Annotated in this window: 21 protein-coding genes and 3 pseudogenes; 11 read left to right on the plus strand and 13 right to left on the minus strand. The window is 49.9% G+C overall.

Annotated features, from left to right (window positions below):
- From Q0144_RS09780 to Q0144_RS09810, 7 genes and pseudogenes are all read right to left on the minus strand, one after another.
- Positions 1-275: pseudogene (locus tag Q0144_RS09780) on the minus strand (radical SAM protein); the annotation flags it as partial.
- Positions 275-1,051, minus strand: a complete 777-nt coding sequence (locus tag Q0144_RS09785) for a 4Fe-4S binding protein (protein ID WP_297920880.1) — start codon at positions 1,049-1,051, stop codon at positions 275-277. The pseudogene Q0144_RS09780 and the gene Q0144_RS09785, both read right to left, overlap by 1 nt.
- Complete coding sequence (locus Q0144_RS09790) at positions 1,044-1,904, minus strand: substrate-binding domain-containing protein (protein ID WP_298063829.1); 861 nt, start codon at positions 1,902-1,904, stop codon at positions 1,044-1,046. The genes Q0144_RS09785 and Q0144_RS09790 overlap by 8 nt, the downstream gene beginning before the upstream one ends.
- Before the next feature lie 68 nt (positions 1,905-1,972).
- Positions 1,973-2,202: pseudogene (locus Q0144_RS10620) on the minus strand (2-hydroxyacyl-CoA dehydratase family protein).
- A gap of 16 nt (positions 2,203-2,218) precedes the next feature.
- The gene (locus tag Q0144_RS09800) at positions 2,219-2,773 is read right to left on the minus strand and encodes an acyl-CoA dehydratase activase (protein WP_298063834.1); all 555 of its coding nucleotides are present in this window, start codon (positions 2,771-2,773) and stop codon (positions 2,219-2,221) included.
- 162 nt (positions 2,774-2,935) lie between these two features.
- Entirely contained in the window at positions 2,936-3,868 is a 933-nt protein-coding gene (locus Q0144_RS09805; RefSeq protein WP_298063836.1) for a DMT family transporter, read from the minus strand.
- A 6-nt stretch (positions 3,869-3,874) separates the two neighbouring features.
- Complete coding sequence (locus Q0144_RS09810) at positions 3,875-4,780, minus strand: DMT family transporter (RefSeq protein WP_298063837.1); 906 nt, start codon at positions 4,778-4,780, stop codon at positions 3,875-3,877.
- Positions 4,781-5,323: 543 nt separating this feature from the next.
- Here Q0144_RS09810 and der point away from each other — a divergent pair.
- The 8 genes and pseudogenes from der (at position 5,324) to Q0144_RS09850 (ending at position 12,132) form a co-directional block, all read left to right on the plus strand.
- Entirely contained in the window at positions 5,324-6,709 is a 1,386-nt protein-coding gene (der, locus tag Q0144_RS09815; RefSeq protein ID WP_298063838.1) for a ribosome biogenesis GTPase Der, read from the plus strand.
- Positions 6,696-7,190: pseudogene (locus Q0144_RS09820) on the plus strand (shikimate kinase); the annotation flags it as partial. The gene der and the pseudogene Q0144_RS09820, both read left to right, overlap by 14 nt.
- 487 nt (positions 7,191-7,677) lie before the next feature.
- Positions 7,678-8,646 (plus strand): tryptophan--tRNA ligase, encoded by a 969-nt coding sequence (gene trpS, locus Q0144_RS09825; RefSeq protein WP_297989502.1) that lies wholly within the window; start codon positions 7,678-7,680, stop codon positions 8,644-8,646.
- Between the two features lie 10 nt (positions 8,647-8,656).
- Positions 8,657-9,157, plus strand: coding sequence for a DUF2628 domain-containing protein (locus Q0144_RS09830; RefSeq protein ID WP_298063840.1), 501 nt, complete (start codon positions 8,657-8,659; stop codon positions 9,155-9,157).
- A 55-nt stretch (positions 9,158-9,212) separates the two neighbouring features.
- A complete protein-coding gene (locus Q0144_RS09835; protein WP_298063842.1) occupies positions 9,213-9,479 on the plus strand; it encodes an ACT domain-containing protein in 267 nt (88 codons plus the stop codon).
- A 9-nt stretch (positions 9,480-9,488) separates the two neighbouring features.
- Entirely contained in the window at positions 9,489-10,826 is a 1,338-nt protein-coding gene (locus Q0144_RS09840; protein ID WP_298063845.1) for a PFL family protein, read from the plus strand.
- Between the two features lie 24 nt (positions 10,827-10,850).
- Complete coding sequence (locus Q0144_RS09845; RefSeq protein ID WP_298063848.1) at positions 10,851-11,264, plus strand: hypothetical protein; 414 nt, start codon at positions 10,851-10,853, stop codon at positions 11,262-11,264.
- Between the two features lie 406 nt (positions 11,265-11,670).
- Positions 11,671-12,132 (plus strand): hypothetical protein, encoded by a 462-nt coding sequence (locus Q0144_RS09850; protein ID WP_297948553.1) that lies wholly within the window; start codon positions 11,671-11,673, stop codon positions 12,130-12,132.
- Positions 12,133-13,359: 1,227 nt separating this feature from the next.
- Here Q0144_RS09850 and uvrB read toward each other — a convergent pair.
- Positions 13,360-15,336: an excinuclease ABC subunit UvrB gene (uvrB, locus tag Q0144_RS09855; RefSeq protein WP_298063852.1), complete on the minus strand. Its 1,977-nt coding sequence runs from the start codon at positions 15,334-15,336 to the stop codon at positions 13,360-13,362.
- A 69-nt stretch (positions 15,337-15,405) separates the two neighbouring features.
- On the opposite strand from uvrB, the gene Q0144_RS09860 reads away from it, so the two are divergent.
- Genes Q0144_RS09860 through Q0144_RS09870 form a run of 3 tightly spaced genes read left to right on the plus strand, consistent with a single transcriptional unit; the run spans position 15,406 to position 16,363 of the window.
- Entirely contained in the window at positions 15,406-15,666 is a 261-nt protein-coding gene (locus tag Q0144_RS09860; protein ID WP_177388007.1) for a hypothetical protein, read from the plus strand.
- Positions 15,663-15,899 carry a hypothetical protein gene (locus Q0144_RS09865; RefSeq protein ID WP_005871317.1) on the plus strand — a complete coding sequence of 79 codons (237 nt, stop codon included), beginning with the start codon at positions 15,663-15,665 and terminating at the stop codon, positions 15,897-15,899. The genes Q0144_RS09860 and Q0144_RS09865 overlap by 4 nt, the downstream gene beginning before the upstream one ends.
- Positions 15,896-16,363, plus strand: a complete 468-nt coding sequence (locus Q0144_RS09870; protein WP_298063857.1) for a hypothetical protein — start codon at positions 15,896-15,898, stop codon at positions 16,361-16,363. The genes Q0144_RS09865 and Q0144_RS09870 overlap by 4 nt, the downstream gene beginning before the upstream one ends.
- Positions 16,364-16,847: 484 nt before the next feature.
- Here the strand turns inward: Q0144_RS09870 and Q0144_RS09875 are convergent, their stop codons facing one another.
- From Q0144_RS09875 to ispF, 5 genes are all read right to left on the minus strand, one after another.
- The gene (locus Q0144_RS09875) at positions 16,848-17,552 is read right to left on the minus strand and encodes an alpha/beta hydrolase (protein ID WP_298063860.1); all 705 of its coding nucleotides are present in this window, start codon (positions 17,550-17,552) and stop codon (positions 16,848-16,850) included.
- A 311-nt stretch (positions 17,553-17,863) separates the two neighbouring features.
- Positions 17,864-18,400, minus strand: coding sequence for a phosphatidylglycerophosphatase A (locus tag Q0144_RS09880; RefSeq protein WP_298063862.1), 537 nt, complete (start codon positions 18,398-18,400; stop codon positions 17,864-17,866).
- 695 nt (positions 18,401-19,095) lie between these two features.
- Positions 19,096-21,003 carry a hypothetical protein gene (locus Q0144_RS09885; protein WP_298063864.1) on the minus strand — a complete coding sequence of 636 codons (1,908 nt, stop codon included), beginning with the start codon at positions 21,001-21,003 and terminating at the stop codon, positions 19,096-19,098.
- Positions 20,981-21,844 carry a response regulator gene (locus Q0144_RS09890; RefSeq protein WP_297948569.1) on the minus strand — a complete coding sequence of 288 codons (864 nt, stop codon included), beginning with the start codon at positions 21,842-21,844 and terminating at the stop codon, positions 20,981-20,983. The genes Q0144_RS09885 and Q0144_RS09890 overlap by 23 nt, the downstream gene beginning before the upstream one ends.
- Complete coding sequence (ispF, locus tag Q0144_RS09895) at positions 21,841-23,163, minus strand: 2-C-methyl-D-erythritol 2,4-cyclodiphosphate synthase (RefSeq protein WP_298063866.1); 1,323 nt, start codon at positions 23,161-23,163, stop codon at positions 21,841-21,843. The genes Q0144_RS09890 and ispF overlap by 4 nt, the downstream gene beginning before the upstream one ends.
- Positions 23,164-23,273 lie beyond the last annotated feature (110 nt).

Genomic DNA, 23,273 nt, shown 5'->3' on the forward strand with positions numbered 1-23,273 from the left:
CACATAGGATCTCCGGGTCCTGCGATACCGATGACCGAGATATCTTGTCTAAATTTAAATAGATTTTCTACGTATTCCACGGCCTCGTCCGGGCTTTGCACCCTCCCCGTTACGCCGGGGCGATTTTCGTTGGCGCAGTCGTAGATGCGGTTGCAAAAATTGCATTGGATATTGCAATGTGGCGCTACGGGAAGGTGCACGCGCCCGTAGGCGGCGGACGCCTTTTTGCTAAAGCAGGGGTGGTTGTCGAAAGAGGGTTTGGCGAAAAAATTCATCAATCTTTTTTCCTTCCGAATTTGATGGCGTCCACGTGGCAAACATCCATACAATCGCCGCAGTTCGTGCAGTTCATCTCGTCGGGCCTAGTGCCCATTTCGCATTTGCGCAAACAGGCGTTGCAGTTATCGCAAGCGTCTGTTTTATAAACGCGAAATATTGAAATTTTACGCAGCAGCTCCATTATGCCGCCGCTCGGACAGGCGAAGCGGCACCATAAATTTGCGACGATCAAGGACGCGGCGATGAGGGCCACGACGACGGCAGTGCGAACCGCCCAGTACCAGTCGGAAAATTTAAAAGACATGATAACGGCGTTTAGGTACTCGTCGCTGGTGCGGATAGGGATCATGACGCGAGGGTTACCGTAGATAAAATATACGCCCGCGCTAAGCAAAACGGCTAGAACCATGCCTATTTGCGCATATCGTAGCTTTCTATTATTTTTTAGCTTAAGCTTAAAAGCGGCAAATTTGCCGAGCATTTGATTTACGAATCCGCCCGGGCAAAGCCAGCCGCAAAACGCGCGCCCAAGGAAAATAACCAGCACGGGGATAAATAGCCAAAAGCCGAAAAACACAGTCGCGATCCGCCCCCAGCACGTAACGATCGGACAGGATTGGCAGTTTACGAAAGGCACGATAAAAGGGCATCTAAAAATCCCGTAATACGCCCATTGTCCGATCGCGCCTATAAAAATCAGCTGGACCAAGCGACGAATTTTAGTTAGCCTAGAGACTTTTTTCATCTTTGCCATATTTACTATACTAAACATCTTTTACACCAAACCTTTCTATGAGTTCGAGCCCGCGCGCCGAATGGATGGAGGTAAAGCCGTGTCGCTCGAAAATTTCCTGCCCCTCCACGGAGCAAACGAAGTCCGCGAAGTCGTCGGCTAGCTTCTCGTCCTTTACATACTTCATGATATTTAGCGTAAAGGTAAGCGGCCCCGGCGGGATGAGTTTCTCGTCGATAGGCATATATTCGATCTTGTCTTTAAACCTATCGTGCGTCGTTAGGCGCTTTTCGATTATGGACGCATCGCCCTTTCCCTCTACGAGATCGCACATCATCTGGATGACACATGAGCCGTTGGCGACCATATTTTTCATAACGGGCCCCGTGAGACCTGAGTTTTTCAAAATTCCCTTTACCGGTCCGCTACCCGGAGGCGAAGCCCTTAGCGGCAGCATCACCCGCACGCTGGGCTCTGCTAGATCCTTTAGATCGCGAATACCCGCGGGATTTCCTTTCGGCACTACTAAAACGTAGTCGGTAAAACACAGCGGTCTAAAGCGGAGGCTAAGCCCTGCTTTGCGTAGTTTTTGAGAGAGCTCCAAAACGCGAGCGCCGAAAACCTCCGTCTTACCCTGCAAGGCCAGTAGCGACTTCCCGAGCGCACCCGCAAAGGCGCCGGTGTACTGGATATTATGTCCCGTTTTGGACTCGTACGCTGCGTTTATCTGCGCAAAAGCCTCGGATAGTCCTCCGCACGACCAAACCTGCAACGAATCGGGCTTAAACGGCGTATAGCCTGCGAGCATCGCTTCAGGTCCGGCGATGGCTGCCGCTGCCAAAGCTCCTTTTAAAAAGCCGCGACGAGATTCATCTATCTCTTTAAATTTCATGCAATCTCTCCTTTCTTTGGATTGTTAAATTTACAAAGCTCTTTATTTTAAAATTTAGAGCGACCCGCTTAAAGCAGTTCTATAAACGCTTCTAGACGCGTGCGAATTTGCCCGACGTCCTGTTTGGAGTAGTCGGTCTCCAAACTCATATAGTTCGCTCCCGCTTCGCGGCTTGCCTCCTTTATTTTTTCGTCTCGATCGCGTAGGTGTGGCAGTCCACGACGTCGACGACGCCGTCCGCTTGATACTCGCGGATAAATTCCTTGATAATATCGCCTCTGGCGTCGTTTTGATACATCACCGAACATGGAATTTTAATGTAGCGCTCGGCGATATTTGCGACCAGATCGCCCTTTGTTTGCACTTAGCGAGGACGGTCTCGGCAAAAACAGTGCATAGGGGCTTAGTTTGATCGCGGGATTTTTGCGGGCGGTTTTGTAAATTTCGCTTAATTCTAGCCCCAGGCGGCCCGCACTGATCTCTAAAAATTTACCCGTGCCCGCCGAGCACTTGTCGTTCATAATAAAATCCGCTGGTTTGCCGTTTTCTATTTTGATCGCTTTGGTGTCTTGCCCGCCCACATCGATGACGGTGCAGTCTTGCTCAAATAAAAAGTGTGCCCCAGGCCCGTGGCATAAAATTTCGCTCATGCTAAGCTGCGCGTACTCCACGCTAACGCGTCCGTAGCCCGTAGCCGTCACGAAGCCCCCTGCGTAGCCTTTTTGCTCCAAATTTTGCTTGATCTGGTGCACGACCTTGACCGCGCTAAAGCCGCTTGGCAGCAAAAATAGCTCACAAAATTCGCCGCGCTCGTCCATAACGGCGACCTTTGACGAGGTAGAGCCGATGTCGATACCGATAAAATGCATAAAATTTTAAATCCGTCGAAAAATATTTCTACGCCGTAGAACTTTGATTTGAATGTTAGTCTTTTTAAGCTTTTAGACTGCTGAAATTTAGCGTAGGCTTGCGGCGCGGATAAAATTTAGCTTTGCGCCGCATTTGAATTGGTTTTAAATTTAGATTTAAATTTAGCGCTCGCGGGCGATTAAAATTCCGCTTAAAATCACCACCGCAATGCCTGCTAGCACGATCGGACCGGGCAGCCGGTCGCCTAGCATAATGCCGAGTGCCATGCTAAATAGGATGTCGCTGTAGCTGATCGCGGCGACTATGCCCGCTTTGCGTGAAGCGGCGTAGGCGCGCGTCATGTAAATTTGAAAGTAGATACCGCTGACACCCAGAAGCGCCACGAGCACCCAGCCAAAAAGGCTTGGCGGGTTGAAGTAAGCGAGCTTCGCTAAATCCGCGCCGCTGAAAAGTCCTAAAATTTTAACCTCGCTACCTTCAAGCACCCAGCCCGTTATCATCATCGTAGCACTTAGAAAGGTGGCGGACGAGACGAAAACCAGCACGATGAGGTTGGTGGCGTAGTGTTTGCGAAGCTCGCGCACGCTCGTGTATGCAAGCCCCGCGCACATGCCGCCGAAGATTCCCACCGCGTCGGTTACGCTGATGCCGATGTGCGGGCGCACGACGAGTAAAATTCCGCCAAAGCCCAGCAGTATCGCGAACCATGCCTTGGAACTTAGCTTTTCGCCTAAGAAAAACGCCGAAAATAGCGCGGTGAAAATGGGTGCCGTCTTTTGGAAGGTAAAAGCGGTGCCAAGATCGATGTGAGCGATATTATAAAAGGTCGCTAAGATACCGCAGCTGCCGATAAAACCGCGAAACGCGAGTAGCCACGGCTTGCCGCCCGGGCCCAGGTTTTTTACCCGCCGTAGCGAAAATAGCACGATCGCGATGCCTACGACGTTACGGAAAAATACGATCTCGGCGCTACTCATCCGCTCCGCCATCACCTTGGCTAGCGCGCCGTTTAGCGCGAAATAAAAGCTCGCTACGAGCATATAGTAAACGCCAAGATGTTTCAGCCAAAACGCGGAGTAAAGCTTCTGCTTCATCGCGCGCTACTTTCGGTTCGCCACGAGCGCGCCCGCGACGATGATGAGCGCCATGCCCCCAAGCGCCATGAAACTGGGCAGGGCGTCGCCTAGCAGCAGCCCAAATAGCGTCGAAAAGATGATGTCTGCGTAGCTGATCGTAGCTACTATGCCCGCTTTGCGCGTCGCGGCGTAGGCCTTGGTGACGTAGGTTTGATAAAACAGCCCCAGCAGCCCCAAAAGCACGGCAAAGAGCCAACCCTGCGCGTTTGGAATTTTAAATTTGCAAAGCATAAAGCTCAGCGCGGGCGCGTCTATAAATTCCGCCGCGATCATAAGCGCTACGGGCATCAGCGTGCCGGCAAGAAGCGCAGAGAGGATGATCGTATCGGAGCTATAGTATTTACGTAGCCCGCGCACGGAGGTAAACGCCATCGCGGCGAATAATCCGCTTAAAATTCCAAAAATATCGCTCGGTTGCAAGCCAAACTGCGGCTGAATTACCAAAACGATGCCCACAAATCCGAGACAGACCGAGAACCAACCCATCGCGCCGAATTTTTCGCCGAGGGTAAAGTACGCGATGATCGCCGTCCAAATGGGCGCCGTTTTTTGAAAGGTAAATGCCTCGCCGAGGCTGATATTAGCGACGTTATAAAAAAATACTATTAGCCCCAAAATCCCGATAATGCCGCGAAACGCGAGCGTAAAAGGATGACCGCCCTTGTTTGCGAAGCGCGCCGTACGGGGACGAGCCTTGATTTTATAAAGCAGGATCAAAAGTCCGGGCAGATTGCGAAAGAGCACGACCTCAAGCGATGAAATTTGCGCACCCAAAAGCTTGGCAAAAACGCCCGTAAGAGAGTTGTAAAAGCACGCCATCAGCATATAATACACGCTTAGATGGTGCAGAAAGAAGTTGTTGTATTTCATCGCGACCCTTTAAATTTGCGGAATTATACACGCATAATGATTAAATTTTAATATCCCGCCGTTTTAATATTTCGTCGCGCCATCTGCTTTTGCGCGCTTGGACGTGACGGCTCGGTTTTGCACTTCGGCGCTTGTATGCGCAAAGCAGTAAAATTTACGCAGCTGCGGGTTTACACGCCTTCGCGCGTTCTCGCCCGTTTTTGTGCTTTGACCGCTAGCTTTCGCACTTAGACCGAGGTTTTAAAATTTTATAAAATTTCGTGTAGCCCCAGTTTCGCGTCGTCCGCGGCGACGGATCGCGCGTTTTGATGCCTTGCGTCCGTGCGGCGTCCCGCTAGTGCCGCTGCTCGCGTATGTGAGCCGCAAGCGCATCTCGTCGAATGCGTCCGTCGCGCTGATGTCTATGCGAGCTGCGGTAAAATTCCATAAAATTTAGCTCTTAAATTTTATAAAATTTTGCCGCTTAGCTCCGCGAGCGAGCGCGTAGAATTTGGCTTTAATCTATTTTTGGTTATAATCACGCCAAAAACTACAAGGACGAACGTGAAAAGTTTGATCATCATCGGGCGCCCCAACGTCGGCAAGTCGAGCCTTTTTAACCGCCTAGCGGGCGCTCGCATCGCCATCACGAGCGACGTTGCGGGCACGACGCGCGATACCAATAAAGCAGAAGCTGAAATTTTCGATCGTCGCGTGCGCGTGATCGATTCGGGCGGTCTGGACGACACCTCCGAGCTGTTTGTGCGCGTGCAGACTAAGACGCTAAGCGAGGCAAAGAGCGCGGATTTGATAATCTTTATGACGGACGGCAAGCTGCTTCCAAGCGATGATGAGCGGCGGATATTTTTCTCGCTGCAAAAGCTCGGTAAGCCCATTGCCCTAGCGGTCAATAAGATCGACGGCAAGCGCGATGAGGAGCGCAGCTGGGAGTTTAACGAATTCGGCGTTAAATTTTTCCCGATCTCCGTCTCGCACAACAGCGGCATCGACGAGCTCAAAGAGTGGATATACGGCTTTTTGGATCCCGCGCCCGTGCAGCAGGACGAGGATGAAATTTTTGATGATTTTATAGAGGGCTTTAACGACGAGGGCGAGCCGAAAGAGGGGCGCGACGAGGAATTTTATGCAGACAAGACCATCGGCGTGGGCATCATCGGGCGGGTGAACGTCGGTAAATCGAGCCTTCTAAACGCGCTTGTCGGCTCGCAGCGCTCGGTCGTGAGCGATTATGCGGGTACGACGATCGATCCGGTGAACGAAAGCACGGAATTTGGGGGGCGTACGCTTGAGTTTATCGACACGGCGGGCATTCGCCGCCGCGGTAAGATCGAGGGCATCGAGCGCTTCGCGCTAAATCGCACCGAAAAAATTTTACAAAACTCCGACATCGCGCTTTTGGTGCTTGACGCAAGCGAGCCGCTAAACGAGCTGGACGAGCGCATAGCGGGGCTTGCGGCTAAATTTGAACTAGGTCTAATCATAATTTTAAACAAATGGGATCTTTGCGAGCGCGATTACGACGAGTTTTGCCGCGATCTGCGCGATAGGTTTAAATTTCTTTCCTACGCGCCGATCATCAGCGTCAGCGCGACGGACAGGAAGCGGATACATAAAATTTACCCGCTCATTTTGGAGGTTTATTCAAATTTCACGCGCAAGCTCGGCACCGCAAGGATCAATGAAGCGGTAGAAGCCGCGATAAAGGCGCATCCGATACCTCGCGAGCGGGGCAAATCGGTTAAAATTTACTACGCCGCGCAGATCGGCTTTGCGCCGCCGAAGATCGCTCTTGTGATGAACCGCCCGCAAGCGCTGCATTTCAGCTACAAGCGCTATTTGATGAACAGGCTGCGCGCGAGCTTTGCTCTTTCGGGAAGTCCGCTAGTGCTGCTGCCGCGCAAAAAAGGGGAGAGCGATGAAGAGCGGTAATATCGTGCTCATCGGCTTTATGGGGGTCGGCAAGGGCACGGTAGCACGGGCTCTGGCTGCGCAAAGCGGGATGTTTGCGCTTGATTGCGACGATATGATCGAAAGCTACGCCAATAAAAAGATCGGGCAAATTTTTAAAGAGCAGGGCGAGCAGAGCTTTAGAAAGATGGAAGAGGGTCTTGCGAAATTTTTAGAAAAGTCCGTCCGCTGCGCCGTGATCTCCACGGGCGGCGGCTTTTACGCCGTGAAAAATTTAAATAAAATCGGTACCGTCGTGTATCTGAAATCAAGCTTTGAGGGGATCATTAATCGCTTAAAAAATAGCGAAAACGCGGAGAAAAAATTTGCCAAGCGTCCGCTGTTAGCGGATCTGCAAAAGGCCGCGGCGCTGCACGCTCAAAGAGACGGGGCATATGAAAAAAAGGCCGATATCATAATCGACGTCGAAAATAAAAGCGTAAAAAAGATCGTAAAAGAAATTTGCTCCGCCTGCGACGGGCTGAATTTAAAGGGGAAAAAGATGTCTAAGCAGAAGTGCTCCGGCGGCGGCAAAAATTCCGAGCCGCACGGCAAAGAGGGTAAAAACGATAAGCTTAAAAAGAAAGAGGCGCTAAAGCAAAAGCTGCGTGAGCTGCTGGAGGGCTTAGAGCGCGAGGAAATTCCAAAGCGCGTAATCGCGTGGCACTTCGATCTTTACGAGCCTTACGCGCTGCAGCTGGCGGGATCGAGCAGCTACGACGGGGATGACGACGACTGGGCGTGCGAGGACGAGGATGAATTTTATCCCGAATATTCACGCCTGCAGCTTGAATTTTTAAATGAGCTTTCGTGGCGACAGGTTTTAAAACTGCTCGTGCAGGCTCTGCGCGAGCTGCGAGAGCAGATGCCAGATGCAAAAATTTTTAAGTGCAAGCACGTCGCTGCGGGCTTCGTAGACGGCGATCTGATTTTGATTTAAAGGAGCAACGATGAGAATTTTAACGGGTCTTCAGCCCAGCGGCAAGCTGCATTTGGGCAATTACTTCGCGAGCATCAAGCAGATGGTAGATGCGCAAAACGCGGGCGAGCAGATGTTTATGTTTATCGCAAACTACCATGCGCTCACGTCCGTAAGCGACGGCGCAAAGCTTAAAAATTCTACCTACGAGGCCGCCGCGGCGTTTTTGTCTCTCGGGATCGATCCGAAAAAGACGGTATTTTGGGTGCAAAGCGACGTAAAAGAGGTGCTGGAGCTTTACTGGATTTTAAGCGGATACACGCCGATGGGGCTGCTCGAGCGGGCGCACGCCTACAAAGACAAGATCGCCAAGGGCTTTGAGAGCAAGCATGATCTATTTAGCTACCCCGTGCTGATGGCGGCGGACATCCTGCTATACAGCGCAGAGGTCGTGCCTGTGGGCAAGGATCAGATCCAGCACGTCGAGATCGCCCGCGACATCGCGCTTAAATTTAACAACGCCCACGGCGAAATTTTAACTATTCCGCAAGCGCGCGTAAACGATGAAGTGGCGATCGTGCCGGGCACGGACGGCGCCAAGATGAGCAAGAGCTATGGCAATACGATCGATATTTTTGCAGATGCCGCAACGCTAAAGAAGCAAATTTCAAGTATCGTAACGACCTCCGAGCCGCTAGAGGCGCCTAAGCAGTGGCGGGGGTGTAATGTCTATAATATCGCGAAGCTGTTTTTAAGCGAAGCGGAGCAGGCGGAGCTGCGGGCTCGCTACGAGCGCGGAGGCGAGGGGCATGGGCATTTTAAGGCGTATCTGAACGAGCTCGTGCTTGGCTACTTTAAAGACGCGCGAGATAAATTCGAATACTATCAAAGCCACCGCGAAATTTTGGATGAGATGCTAAGACAGGGCGCGCAAAGAGCGGCTGCGACGGCTGCTTCATTGATGCAAAAGGTTCGCGCCGCCGTGGGGATTTATCGCTAAGGAGAGTGAGATGACGGATTATGCTAGAGAAATTTTATCTGACGGCAAGTTGCTTCGACAGAAGCTGGAAATTTTCTTGCAAACTCCTAGCAAGGTTGAAATTTACGCACGCGCCTGCGAGAAATTTTTCGCCGCGGGCAAGCAGCGCGAGTTAAATTATGTAAGCACGTGGAGTTGGTGGGGATTTTTCGGCACGCTGTTCTTTTTTCTGTACCGCAAGGAGTATAAAATTGCCGCAGCCCTATTTGCCGTTGTATTAATTTCCTGCTTTATTCCGTTTTTGGATGAATATGATAGAAGTATAGGAATGGCAATTAGCGTCAGTAGCGGAACTATGGCGAAATATTTCGTTTGCGATAGTTTTGTTTCATTGTTAGATAAGCAGGACGACGAAGCCCTAAGACGGGGCGGCGGCGTGAATAGATGGGCAATATGGCTCGCGGTAATATTTTACGCTTTTGTCGCAATTGTGTTTGCGCTAATAATTTCAAACGGCGGCAAAATTCAGTAGTTTTAAAGGGCTTCCGCACTCAAAATAGCTAAATAAATTTTAAAAAGGAGTAAGAGTGAAGGCGATCGTAACGGTGATCGGTAAGGATAAAGTTGGCATTGTGGCAGGCGTTTCGGCTAAGCTCGCGCAGCTTGGGCTAAACATAGACGACATCAGCCAGACGGTTTTGGATGAGTTTTTTACGATGATGGCGGTGGTTTCCAGCGAGGAAAAGCAGGACTTCACGGCTCTAAAGGGGGAGCTAAACGAGCTAGGCAAAAAGCTAAAAGTAAAGATCAACATCCAAAGCTCGGCGATTTTCGACGCCATGCACAACATCTAAGGCGCACAAATGGACATCAAAAACGTAACCGAAACGATCGCGATGATCGAGGAGCAAAATTTCGACATCCGCACGATCACGATGGGCATCAGCCTGCTTGACTGCATCGATCCCGATATAAACAAAGCCACGGAGAAAATTTACGCCAAGATCACCGACAAGGCGCGCGATCTAGTAAAGGTCGGTAATGAAATTTCAGCAGAGCTTGGCATCCCGATCGTAAATAAGCGCGTCTGCGTAACGCCGATCGCCATCATCGGCGCGGCGACAAACGCTACCGACTACGTCCCGCTTGCTAGAGCGATGGACGAGGCGGCGCAAAAGGTCGGCATCGATTTTATCGGCGGCTTTTCGGCGCTAGTGCAAAAGGGCTACGCAAAGGGCGATAAAATTTTAATCGACTCCATCCCCGCCGCGCTCGCCGCGACGCAAAAGGTCTGCTCGTCGGTAAATATCGGCTCGACCAAGACGGGCATAAATATGAGCGCCGTCGCCGACATGGGGCGCGTGATCAAAGAGACGGCGAGACTTTCCGATCTTGGTGCAGCAAAGCTAGTCGTGTTTGCCAACGCCGTCGAGGATAATCCCTTCATGGCGGGCGCATTTCACGGCGTGGGCGAGGCCGAAGTCGTCATAAACGTGGGCGTATCAGGCCCCGGCGTCGTTAAGCGCGCGCTTGAGAAGGTGCGTGGAGCGAGCTTTGACGTGGTCGCCGAGACCGTGAAAAAGACGGCGTTTAAGATCACGCGCATTGGACAGCTCGTCGGTCAAATGGCGTCCGAGCGACTGGGCGTAAAATTTGGCATCGTCGATCTCTCGCTAGCCCCAACCCCGGCGGTGGGCGATTCGGTCGCGCGCGTGCTTGAGGAGATGGGGCTAGAGCGCGTCGGCACGCACGGCACGACGGCAGCTCTAGCGCTGCTAAACGACGCGGTCAAAAAGGGCGGAGTGATGGCCTGCAACCAAGTAGGCGGGCTTAGCGGCGCGTTTATCCCCGTCTCCGAAGATGAGGGCATGATCGCTGCAGTGCGCGCAGGATCGTTAAGCTTAGAAAAACTCGAAGCGATGACCGCGATCTGCTCGGTGGGGCTTGATATGATCGCGATCCCGCAGGATACGCCTGAGCAGACGATCGCCGCGATCATAGCCGACGAGGCCGCGATCGGCGTCATAAATCAAAAAACGACCGCCGTGCGCATAATCCCCAAAGGCAAAGAGGGCGACACGCTGGAGTTTGGCGGGTTGCTCGGTAGTGCGCCTGTGATGAGCGTAAATAAAAACTCATCCGCCGATTTCATCGCTCGCGGCGGCCAGATCCCAGCACCCATTCATAGTTTTAAAAACTAAATTTAACCCGCTTAAGGAGGAAAGATGAGAGCGTTTGCGTTATTTGCGGCGGCTTTGCTTTTTAGCGGCTGCTCCATAATCTCGGCATTTTATAGCAAGGAGAAAAAATTCGAGCTGGCGGGCTTGGGGCAAGACGGGGTCTATAGGACTTCGGACGGCAGCGCAGACACGCTAATAAAAATAACGTCCGCCCGCACAAAAGAGGGCGAGCCGTATCGTATAATCCACACGCTGGAAATTCCTAAAAATTCTACCCAGACGGATTTTGATAGCAATGATAAAGAGGTATTTAAAATAGACTGCTCAAAGAATTATTGCGAGCCTAAATACGACGAGGAGCCGAAAAGAATCGCCATTTCTTGGCCTGCGCCGAATGGGGGCGGCGTTTTTGACGGCGTCATATATCTAAAAAATTTACGGCTCGTAAAGGCGTATTAAATTTGCGGATTTAAAAGCGAGTAAAATTCTAAGTCGCCGCGATGGAATTTTTGAGCTTTAAATTCTGTGCTGCGGACGTGGAATTTTGAGTTAGAATTTCGGCTTGAAATTTCGGCTTGAAATTTTACGGCGCGATCCCCGTGGCGAGCTAAAATTTTAAAATTTCGCCGTAAGGCGAGGCGTCAAAATTTCATCGCCGCTTGCGGCGGACAGCGGCGGGACTTTTGAAATTTTAAAGCGGCTTGCATTGAAATTTCAAAATTTAAAAGCAACCTGCTTTGTTATCATTGCTCGCTCGCTTAAGAAGCGGCGAAATTCTATTTCAGCGGGGATTAAACACAGCGCGCGAAAACGGGCACAGCATCGAAATTTTAAAAAACGACGCGAAAATACGAGGCGGAAATAAATGCAAAAAATGGCTTGGGAATTTGGCGAGCTTGAAAAGGTCGCGACGGACGAGGGCTTTATTTGGTACGCGGAACTGGCGCTAAAAAGCGAAAGCTTCGGCGAGGTGCTGTTTTGCCTCGTGTCCGCAGATACGGCGGATGTGGACGATGAGACGATTTCGCTTGCTCGGCGGATCGCCCGAGACATCGATCGGTACGTAAAAGATGCTCTTGTCTTCCTGCGAGACGAGCTTAGGCGCGAGTATCGTTTGGGCGAGGATGAGCTTAGACTGCTTGACGTGCCCGTTTGCGATCTGCCGTTTGGGTTGCCGCAATGCACGTTTTACGCGCGCGATACGCAGTGGCTGATGAGATTTGCCGAGGGCGTGCTTGATATTTGCGAGCCTTTCGGCATCGGGGTGATTTTCGAGGGTGAAAGACCGCTGCGCGTGGAAAATTTAGAGCTTAGCAGAGAGTATTAACTGCGGATAAAATTTTAAATTTAGAGGCGATTTTGAAATTTATACAGCGCGAAAATCGGCGCACTCTCGCGGATAAATTTAATTGCGGCTCGTTGTCGTTTTTGAAATTTTGTGGCGCACTGTAGCGGCTAAATTTCATTTCCCGCGCTGTGTCGCGCAAATACTTCGTTCGTGCCCTTAAAAGCGAGCGTTTATGACGGCGGCGCAAATTTAGGTGCAGGCAGTCTTGGAATTCTGCGAAAAATTTTGAAAGTATCCGCGCACAACGGCGCGTAAAAAGTACGCGCAAACTCGGCGTCTGGGTGCATAGCCGCTCATAGCCACTACGGATTGAGTGAGCGAAGTAACAGAATTTAAACGCGGGGCGCGCGCGGGAAAAAGTCGAAGATAGGTGCGGAGAGATGCAAAAAAAAGCGAGAAAAAAGCGTAAAGGCGCGCGGCGGTATAGAGTGGGGTAGTGCGACTGCCGCAAATCGGGCTCGTAAATTGCGGATCGAAAGCGAGCTGAAACAAAAAGTTCGGCGCGCAAATTTGCGGATAGGGAAGTCGACGAGAGCAAAAAGTTCGGCGCATAGATTTACGGATCGGGCGTTTAGGAAAGGACGGTACGCGCGCCGCGAATTTAGCGATTTGGCGCGTAGAACGCGAATCAAAAGGCGCCGTAAGCAAAGAGGCGCGCAGCGAAATTTTGCGCTCCTTGAAATTTTATAAAATTTTGCCGCAAAATTTACGCTTTTTAAAATTCTATAAAATTCTGCTTGCAGAGCTTGCCCGTGAAATTTTTAAAGCTCTTGGCGGTCTGTTTTGAAATTTATAGATGAGATCGCTACGCAGGGGCCACCCCGCAAAATTTAAGATCAAAGCGGGCCGAAAGTAAAATTTAAAACGCAAGTAAATTTAGCTTGTAAATCGCTGATCAAGTGTCCTGCGCGGCAGTGGGCGCGGAGTGAAAATTTAGCGAGAAAATCGATGTATAAATTTTGCGCGTAAACCATCTTAAATTTAACGAGTAAATTTTAAAACCGCTCTCGCAGAATTCACGCCCAAATTTACGCTCTATCTCGCAGCATTTAACGCGTAGATCGCGTAAATTTATGTTCTGCCTGAGACGGCATTTGGCGCGTAAATTTCGCTCTGTGCTACGCCTGCAAATTTCACGCTCCGCCAGATGGAATTTAACGCGCAAATTTCACGACGAAATTTCAGGGCGTTTTTGAGCCTTGTGGCTTATAGCTTCCTAAGCTTTGCGATCTCATCGCGCAGCGCAGCGGCCTTTTCAAACTCCAGCGCGGCCGCGGCGTCGAGCATCTGCTTGCGAAGCTCCTTTACGATCTTGGCGCGCTCGGCAGCGGGCATCTTCTCTAAATTGGCACCCTTTCTTAAAATTTCGGTGCCGTCCTCGATCTTTAGGCTCTCTTCGATATTGCGGCTAGCAGAATGCGGCGTTATGCCGTGAGCGCGGTTGTATTCATCTTGAAATTTACGGCGTTTTTGGGTGATGTCGATCGCCTCTTGCATCGAGGCGGTGATCTTTTTGCAAAACATCACGACCTGTCCGTTCACGTTTCGCGCGGCCCGCCCCATCGTCTGAATGAGGCTCGTGCGCGAGCGCAAAAAGCCCTCCTTATCGGCATCCATGATCGCGATAAGGCTTACTTCGGGCAGATCGAGCCCCTCGCGGAGCAGATTTATACCGATTAGCATATCGTATTCGCCGCTGCGCAGGCCGCGGATGAGCTCGTTGCGCTCGATCGCATCGATGTCCGAGTGCATATATTTGACCTTAAGCCCAAGTTCCAGATAGTATTTGCTCAGCTCCTCCGCCATCTTTTTGGTTAGCACGGTCACTAAAATCCGCTCGCCGCGCGCGATGACCTCCTTTGCCATATCGTGTAAAATTTCGACCTGGTTGTCGCTGTCTTTTAAGATAATCTGCGGATCAAGTAGCCCCGTCGGGCGCAGTATCTGCTCATATACAGCTCCACGGCTAAGATCCAGCTCGTAATCATTGGGCGTTGCGGAGACGAATAGGAATTTAGCCTTTTTATTGATAAACTCATCAAACATCAGCGGGCGGTTATCAAGTGCACTAGGCAGGCGAAAGCCGTATTCTACGAGCGTTTCTTTGCGGCTGCGATCTCCTGCGAACATACCGCGAAACTGCGGCAAGCTCACGTGGCTTTCATCGACGATGACGAGGTAGTCCTTGCCCTTGCTCTCGTAGTAATCAAAGAGCGAATAGGGCGTCTCGCCCGGCTTTTGACCGGTCAGATAGCGCGCGTAGTTTTCGATCCCCTTGCACATCCCCGTAGCGCCCAGCATCTCAAGGTCAAACTCCACTCGCCCTTTCAGCCGCTGCGCCTCTACGAGCTTGCCCGCGTCCTCGAAAAATTTCAGTCTCTGCTCAAGCTCCTCCTCGATCCCTTTGATCGTTGATTTCAGGCGCTGCTCGCCCACGATGAACTGGCTCGTCGGGTAGAGAATAAATTTTTTGACGCTCTGAGTCTTTTTGTTTTCGAGCACGTCCAGATGATACATCGCCTCTATCTCGTCGCCGAAAAACTCGACCCTAAACGCCTCATCGTTAAAATATGCAGGGTAAATATCGATCACGTCGCCGTTTACGCGAAAATTCCCGCGATCAAAAAAATCGTCGTTGCGTTTGTAACCCATATCGACGAGCTTGCGAAGCAAAAATTTGGTGCTAAATTTTGATCCGATCTCAAAAAACAGTACCATGCCTTTATATTCGGCGGGATCGCCCAGGCCGTAGTTTGCCGAAACCGACGCTACTGTGATGATGTCGTCGAAGCTTAGCAAGCTCGCAGTGGCGCTTAGCCGCAAGCGCTCGAGCTCTTGGTTCACGTCGCTGTCCTTTTCGATGAAAAGATCCTGCCTGGGGATGTAGGCCTCGGGCTGATAGTAATCGTAGTAGCTGATGAAATACTCGACGTGATTTTGCGGGAAAAAGCCCTTAAATTCGCTATAAAGCTGCGCCGCGAGGGATTTATTATGCGTCATTACGAGCGCCGGAATTCCAAGGCGCTTGATGATATTTGCCATGCTGAAAGTCTTACCTGAGCCGGTAACTCCGAGAAGAGTTTGGTATTTGTTGCCGCTTTGAAAGCCCGCCACGATGCCTTCGATCGCTTTTTCTTGATCCTCGCTCGGAGAGAATTTGCTCTCGATTTTAAAATTTTGCAAAATTTTTCCTTTTTTAAAGCCAAAATTGGGTAATATTTTCATTTAAATTATATCAGAAAAGGCGAAATAATGGAATCAATCTTTGACGAAGAGAAAAAGGTCGAGGGCTTAAGCAATAAAGTAGCTGAGCTGATTAGACGCTATAGCGAAGCTAGAGACGAGAACGAAAAACTACGCACAGAGCTAGCGACGGTCAAGGCGCAAAACGAGGCTTTGGGAATGCAGCTTGGCACGCTTGAAAATGATCTGGCATATCGCAAGATGAGCGATGAGGATCTAAGCAAGCAGATCGACGATATTTTGGCAGGCGACAATTTAGGCGAGAAATGAAAGAAATTTCGGTTCAGCTGACGAGTAAGTCTTTGACGAAAAAATACGCGATAAGCCTGGATGATGACTTTGCGAAGGTCTTCGGTAGGGACTGGCGGATTTTAACTCGCGGCAGCGATCATTTGGATGCGGGCGAACTGCTTGAAGCCTATATCCAAAAAAGCTATGAAAATTTTATGCTGAACAAAAAAATAGATGCCTTGGTAAAGGACATCGACGAAGGAGTAAAATGATGAAAATGAAAAAAGGTGCGGCAGTAGGCGGCGGCGTTAGCGGAATAATATTTTTAGCGATCATAATTTTCGTGATAGTAAAAATAATATATCCTAAATTAAGCGGTGCTAAGGATGAGGTTTTAGTAAAAGCTTATGCAGTCGAGCTTGAAGGTGTATTTAAGGATATACAACGCGACTACTTAAATCAAGGAAATTTTCGCGAGCTAAAGAGCATGACGGGCTCCAGACAGTTTAGTGATAGCGATCTAGAAAAAACCGTCACTTTAAATCAATCCTTTGACTACGGCGTAGGACCGAAGTTAAAAAACGATATGATCTTTTGCGCGACGATCACCTTGCGTCAAGATAGTGATGGATATTTTTTCGAGACCTCGAATATCAACCGCAACAGGGAGCGATGCGAAGCATTTCATAAAGATACGACTTATATGAAGCTAAACGGCTTTAGGATAGGCAAATAATTTTTAAAATTTAATCGCGTTACTGCTATGGATTCGTAAAGCATCCGTGCAGCATAAGCGCGATAGTACTAGTGAAGTGCGTAGCCGTACGTCGGCTCGCACCTCGTGTCAAAAACATGCTAAGTCTCAAGAATTCATCTTTATAGGTATTTTTTTAAAATTTAGCTTTAAAATCGGCATTTTTGCATTTATATTGACAGCTTATCGGCTAAAATTTTAATCATATTTTAGTTTATAATTTATAGCGGTCGTGATTTATGCCATTGCGGTTAAATTTATGAGATGGGTGCTTTGAAGCTATGCCCCTCGCATTGCGCGGCGATGTGAGCTGTGGCTGGATCTGCGAAAAGCGCCTTATAAAACAAGCGTATTAAAGCAAAATATCAAGATCATCTTAAATTTATGAAATTTGTACCCCGAAAACGCGCGGAATTTTATCGGCGCGGGCTTGGGCGTGAGTTTTAAAATTTTCATATAATTTTTATCAGAGATTCTCAATTGCCGATTTAATCCAACTGCGTAAATAATCTAGCTGCTGCGGCGTATGGAACCAATGCTCGCCGTTTTTCATAACGCTTAAGTCGCAGTCGAACTTCTGCGCAAAATTTCTAACGATACAAAGAGGCGTCATATCGTCGTTTTCTGCATATAGAATTCTACTGGGCGTTTCCCACTTAGTGATCGGATTGTTCAAAACAAAACTCCAATATTCCCAAAAAAGCGGTTGCCAGACAGGGGTCAAAATCATCCGCTCTTGCTTTAATCGCTCCTCGCTGACGCCAGCCTTACGCATAATATTTGAAATAACGTATTTCATATCAAGTATCGGCGAGAGGAAGAGGCAGTCGCTAAGCTTTTCGTCGCGGAAGCTTTGCAGGCCGAGCCATGCCCCTAGGCTAACGGCAAACAGCGCGACCTCGTCCCAGCGCTTCTTTGCATACGATAAAATTTCACGAAATTCCAAAATAGCGCGCTGCGGATCGCAAGAAGTGGGCTCGTGTCGCCTCTGTCCGTGCCCGGGCAGATCAAAGCTAATAACCTGCCAGCCTTGCTCGCAAACAACGGAAGCCAAAAGCTCCGCATCCTCCTTGCTTCCGCATTGCCCGTGAGCGTAGATATAAACCTTTTTCGAGCAGCTCCCCCAAACGGCGGCGGGAACGCCACGTATCTCAATCGCGCTCTTTTGCATTTTTCGTTCCTTTAAATTTTTTGCGTCGATACCCGCATTTTGCGGCAATGCTACAAGAAAAACCATAAATATTGCCAAAAATTTAATAGCACACCCTGCTAGACTGCCTGCGATTAGCGATAAATTTTTAAAATTTTACGCGCGAGCTGCGTCTAGCGCTTTGTTTTAAAATTTAGCCGCACAAAATTTTAAGCGGCGGAATTTTTGCGCTGCCACTAAACGCGCCGTATCCGATAAATGCGCTATGTTCCAGACAACCGTGCAGCGTCCGCAAACGTGCTGTGTTTGCTGCGATCCCCCCAAAAAAAAGCTTAAAAAATCAATCCTGCGGCGCCGAGCTTGACCCCCAAAGAGATAACTATCAAAACTCCAAGTCCTGCGAAAAAGCCCGCCAGCACGTCATCTAGCATCACGCCGAGCCCGCCTGGTACGTCGCGATCCACGCGTCCGATGATCGAGGGCTTGCAGATGTCAAACGCCCTGAAAAACAGCAGCGCCAAAATCATCGCGACGATCGATATCCTGCTGCTCTCAAAGCCCGCGATCAGCTCCCGCAGCGGCAGCGAAAAGATCTCGCCCGCGGGCGCGGCGACGCACATCGCGATCCACACCCCCACGACTTCGTCGATGACGATCTCGCTGTTATCGTGCGAGCAGGTCCGCTTCTCGTAATCGCCTACGATCTTAAGCGAGACGAAAAAGACGAGGCCGGCGCACAAAAACAGCGTCACCTCGCCCGCTAGCATCAAGACCGCCAGCCCCGCTATCCAGCCTGCGATGCTGCCCCAGGTGCCGGGCGCGGGCTTTAGCAGCCCCGCGCCGAAAAATGTAACGAAAATTTTATCCATAATTGTCCTTTTAAATTTTGCTTTTTAAAATTTTACCGCTTATTTTAATTAGGGCATCTGCTCGCGTGCGAAAATTTTAAATTTCGTTCGTGCATGTAAAATTAATTTGCCCACCCGCACAAAATCAGTTCTACCCGCTCGTCACAAAAATTTCGCTCACTAACGTATGAATTTTAAAATTTTAAAATTTTGCTCGCCTGCGTGGAGATTTCAAACCCGTCCGCAAACGCACGGCATTTTGCGCGAGCGAGCAGTCGTTGCGCCTCGCCCAAATTTATGCACTGCGACTTACTGCGAGCATCTGGCTAAATTTAAACTTGCTCGTCGAAAGCTTAAAATTTAGATCCGCTACACTGCTAATTTACGCATATGCCGCACCTTAAAATTTTAAATCCGCTTCGCCGCACGAATTTATTGCGTCGTTATAAATTTGCTACGTACCCGCGTCTTTAAGATTTAAAACCTCTTTTATCGCACCACTAATGCTTTAAAAATTTAGCTTCGTTGCGCCACAAAATTTTACGCCAAATCTGCATTCGCCGCTCTTTATGCTATAAAATTCCACACAGTCCTTTCTTTCCGCACTATGAAATTTTACTTTACGTCTAGCCGCCGTAAATTCTAACGCCGCGAAATTTTACCTTCTGCCTAGATGCCGCGAATTCCTCGTCATTTTTGCGTTGCGCCCTCGAGAGCTACGTCTTTAGCGCGCTGGTTTGGTACAGCTGCATCAGCTGCTCGTAAAACTCGCTCTCGCCGTGGCTCTGCAAGATCCCGCTATTTGGAAAAAGCTCGTCGTAGAGCTTTTGTAGATCTGAAAACCGCGCGGGAAAAAGCTCGCTTAAAATCATCGCCGAGATCTCTTTACGCATAAAAATCGCGGGCGGCAAAATCCCCGCGCGCAGCAGAGCTTTGAGATTTTGAGTGCGGTAATGCACGTGATGATGAGCGCCGTGAGGGCAGTTTTTGGTGCTTACGAGCACCTTGCACTTCTCGCAATAGACGTATTCTGGCATCAGCAAAATCTCTATTTCGCCGCGCTTTTGATACTCGTCCAGCACCGAATGCACGCCGCCGCCTTCGAAAAATAGCTCCATATTTGCGTGATTTTGCCCAAAAATTATTTTGTTTATACCTAAATTTTTTGCGATCGCGCATTGCAGGGCGGGCTTGTCGTCAAAAATCGCAAGCGAGCCCAGATCGATCATCATGGCGCGTTGTGCGACCAAAAAATTTTGCAGCAAATAGCTTAGCGTTTTTTTGCGTAGTTCGTAGGGCAGGGCATCCGCGCTGCTCGTGCCGGTTAAAAAAATCACCACGAAATCCGCCTTATCGATCATATGCCTAATCAGCCGCTCATGCACGCGGTGGATCGGATCAGCGCAAGTAAAAAACGCTGAAATTTTAGGCGCAGCAAGCGAGCTTGCGACTTTTTTTATGCGCGCGATTTGCTCTGCAAGCTCATTTTTTAGCAGCGTGATGCGCCCTTGCACCGCAGTTTGCTCTGCGTACGCGTTTTGAAACACCGAGCCTGCGATCTCGCTTGCGCTTGGAGCATAAACGTCGCTAATTTCTATGCGCGCTACAAGCTCGCAATAGGTGGGATTTGCAGCGGAATTTTTGATGAAATTTTCGGTGGAATTTGAGATAAAATTTCCCGCTGAATTTGCTACGGATTTTGCATCTGCGCTACAAACGCGATTTATCGCAGAATTTTCGGCAATGCTCCGCGCGGAATTTGCCGCAGAATTTACACTGGAGCTTTTCGCCGAATTCAAAGTGGCGTTTTTCGCAGATTTTGTATCTGCGCTGCAAGTAAAAGTTTGATCATAGCACGCAGCAAGACTTTCTATATGGTCTAAGCCCTCGCTTGTGGCGTTTATAGCGCTTTGCGCACTTGCAGTGCGCGCGAAATCCGTGCCGCTTTTCGCAAAGCTCTGCTCGTTTTGCGCCGCGGCAGAAACTCCATCCTGCAAGTTGCGCGATTCTTTAGCTAGCAAATACGCACCACTTTCGCCGCTAAGCGAATTTTTGGCGCATTCGGCTATGCCGTCCTTTCGGAGATAAAGCTCCAAAATATCGCCCTTTTTTGCGTCCGCGCAGGAAAAAACGAAATTTATGCCGCATACGCTTAGCTTGCTTGGGCGCAGTAGCTCGCAGCTCTTGCCGAAAGCGCCGTTTGCGAGTAGGCTCAAGACGTTTAGGTCGGAGCGCGAGATCACTATCTTGCGGATTTGCGTTGCGCTATTATTTGCGCCTTTGCCCTCGCTTCCGGCTTGCTCTGCTTTTAAATTTCTTGCCGCGCCCTTAGCTCGCGCCTCGTCTTTTCTGGCATTACTAGCTTTTGACATTTTTAAATTCCGCATCGTTTTTAAATCACGCTTTGCTTTTGAGTTCCGTGATGCTTTTAAATTTTGCTTCGCTTCTAAATTCTGCGCCGCGTCACTCGAAGCTCTTGCGGCGTTTAGAGTTTTTGTGCCGCTTAAAATTCCTTCACTTTCAAGCGGTTTTATTTCGTGCAAATCGTCCGCATCGTGCGAAATTTCTATCTCGCCTGCGATCCGTACCGGATGCGCGTGGCTATTTTTTTCTTGCGATGCCATATTTTTTCCTTTTCTCCCAAAGCGATTTTCGAGAAATCCCAAGTGCCGCCGCCAGATCGGAGTCGAAATACTCGTCTTGGTGCGCTACGATCGTGAGCTTTACGTATTCTTCGATGCTTAAAATTTCACTGCGTTCTTTGCTGTTGCCAAGCGTAATTTCGTCGTTAAAGCCCTTTTGCGCGCCGATGGATCCGGCAATTAGGCGCATGGATTTGGTTTTGCTTATAAATTTTTCCTTCTGTGCGCCGCTTAGGCTATCAAAATCTGGTGCGTAAAAAATCTCCGCGCCGCGTTCTAGCGGCTCAGGGTCTTGTGCGGATAAAATTTTAAGGCGCGATTTTAGCGCAAGCGCGATCTTAAATACCGCCGCAGCTCGCGCTGCCGCATCGCCGCGCAAAAGAAGCGGAAATTTTATCTGCGCTAAACGCGCGGGCGGTATTTCGCACGAAAGAGAGATCTCTTTAAGCAACGCTTCGTAGGCTTCGTTTTGTGATTTTAGCGAGCGAAACTGCGCGTAGTGCTCGATCTTTTTGATGAGCTCCTCTATCATAAATGGCTTTTGGATATAATCCGTAGCGCCCGCTTTTACGGGGCTTAGCACTGTTTCGCTATCGACGTAAGCGACCATTAAAATTATGATCGAGCGCCTAAATTTCTCGATCAGCGGATAAAAACTCGCGCCGCTCCAGCTCGTAGAGAGCAGTACTGCCTCAAACTCCTCTGCAAGGCCCGCTGCGGCCGCCAAACTCGCCACGTTAGTGCATTCATGCCCCAGCGCGCCCAGCTTGTTTGCGATACTTTGAGCAAGATAGCTTTCGCTTTCGATTATTAAAATTTTCATGCGCCCCGCACCTTTGCTGCGTGCTTTTGCCAGTTGTAAAATTTCAAGCTTACCGCAGCCTGCGCGGCGATGCCTTCGCTTCTGCCCGTAAATCCCAGCCCTTCGGTCGTGGTCGCTTTGACATTGACGCGCGCGCAGTTTAAAATTTCGCTTAAAACCTCCTGCATCTGCGCTTTGTAAGCGCCGATCTTCGGGCGTTGCGCGATGATCGTAATATCGGCATTTACGAGTTCATAGCCGTAGCCTCTGACGCGCCGCATTACCTTTTGTAACAGCTCCTTGCTGTCCGCGCCTTTAAATTTGACGTCGCTGTCTGGGAAGAGCTCGCCGATGTCGCCCAGCATCGCTGCACCGCAAATAGCGTCGATTAGGGCGTGGATCGCTACGTCGCCGTCGCTGTGCGCGATCAGCGCGAACTCACACGGAATTTTCACGCCGCCGAGCACGATGCCCGCGCCTTTTTCAAGCGCATGCACGTCGTAACCCGTACCGCAGAAGATATCACGCGAGCAGGGTTTTAAATTTAACGCCGCTAGATCGCTTACGCGCGTGATCTTAAGCGCGCCCGCTTCGCCTTTTATAAATTCCAACCGCCCGCCCGCGCTACCGACTGCCGCGCTATCGTCGGTAAAAATTTCGCTTCCCTCAAGCGCCTTTTTAAGTAGCGCCGTGCGCGAAAGCTGTGGCGTTTGGATGAGGCGTAGCTCCTCTCGCTCCACAATGCGCTCGCCGAGATAGGTCGTATCATTTACGCCAAGATATGGGCTGATACAGTCCGCACTGCCTAAATTTTGTATCAGTGAGGAGATCAGCTCGGGCGAAATTTGCGCGCGGGCCACGTCGCTTACGAGCACGAGCTCGCTCTCTACGAGCCGCAGCGCGTTTTTTAGCGAGCTTTGGCGATTTGCGCCACCTGGGGCGAAGTGAAATTTTAAATTTGCAGAGCCGCATTCATCTGCGTCGCATTCGACTTGAGCTTTAAAATTTTCCGCGCCCCGCGGCTTGCTTGCGTCGTTTAGATCATCTGCGCCGCATTCGATCCTGCCCTGCTTTCTTTGAAATTTATACTCGCTCGTGTCGTACTCCGCGCTTTTGCCGCGCGCCGAAGCCGAGCTGCACGCATAGAGGCGCTCGCAATAGCTCACGTCCTCCTCGTTCACGGCGATTACGATCTTTTTAAATGGGTGCGCCCGCGCAATGCTCTGCGCGACGTATTGCCAAAGCGGCAGCTCGCCCACGCGCAGCCACTGCTTTTTGACGCTCAGCTCAAACCTGCTTGAATCGCCCGCGGCGAGCAAAATCAGCGATATATCTTTCAAATTTTATCCTTGAAATTTTGTTACGAAATTATACGTATTAAAAATGAAAGCAAAATTAATCGCGGCTTGCGCGCTGAAATATCTTAAGCTTAAGCGTAAATTTACGCGGC

The organism is uncultured Campylobacter sp. (genome assembly GCF_938045345.1).
Lineage (GTDB): Bacteria > Campylobacterota > Campylobacteria > Campylobacterales > Campylobacteraceae > Campylobacter_B.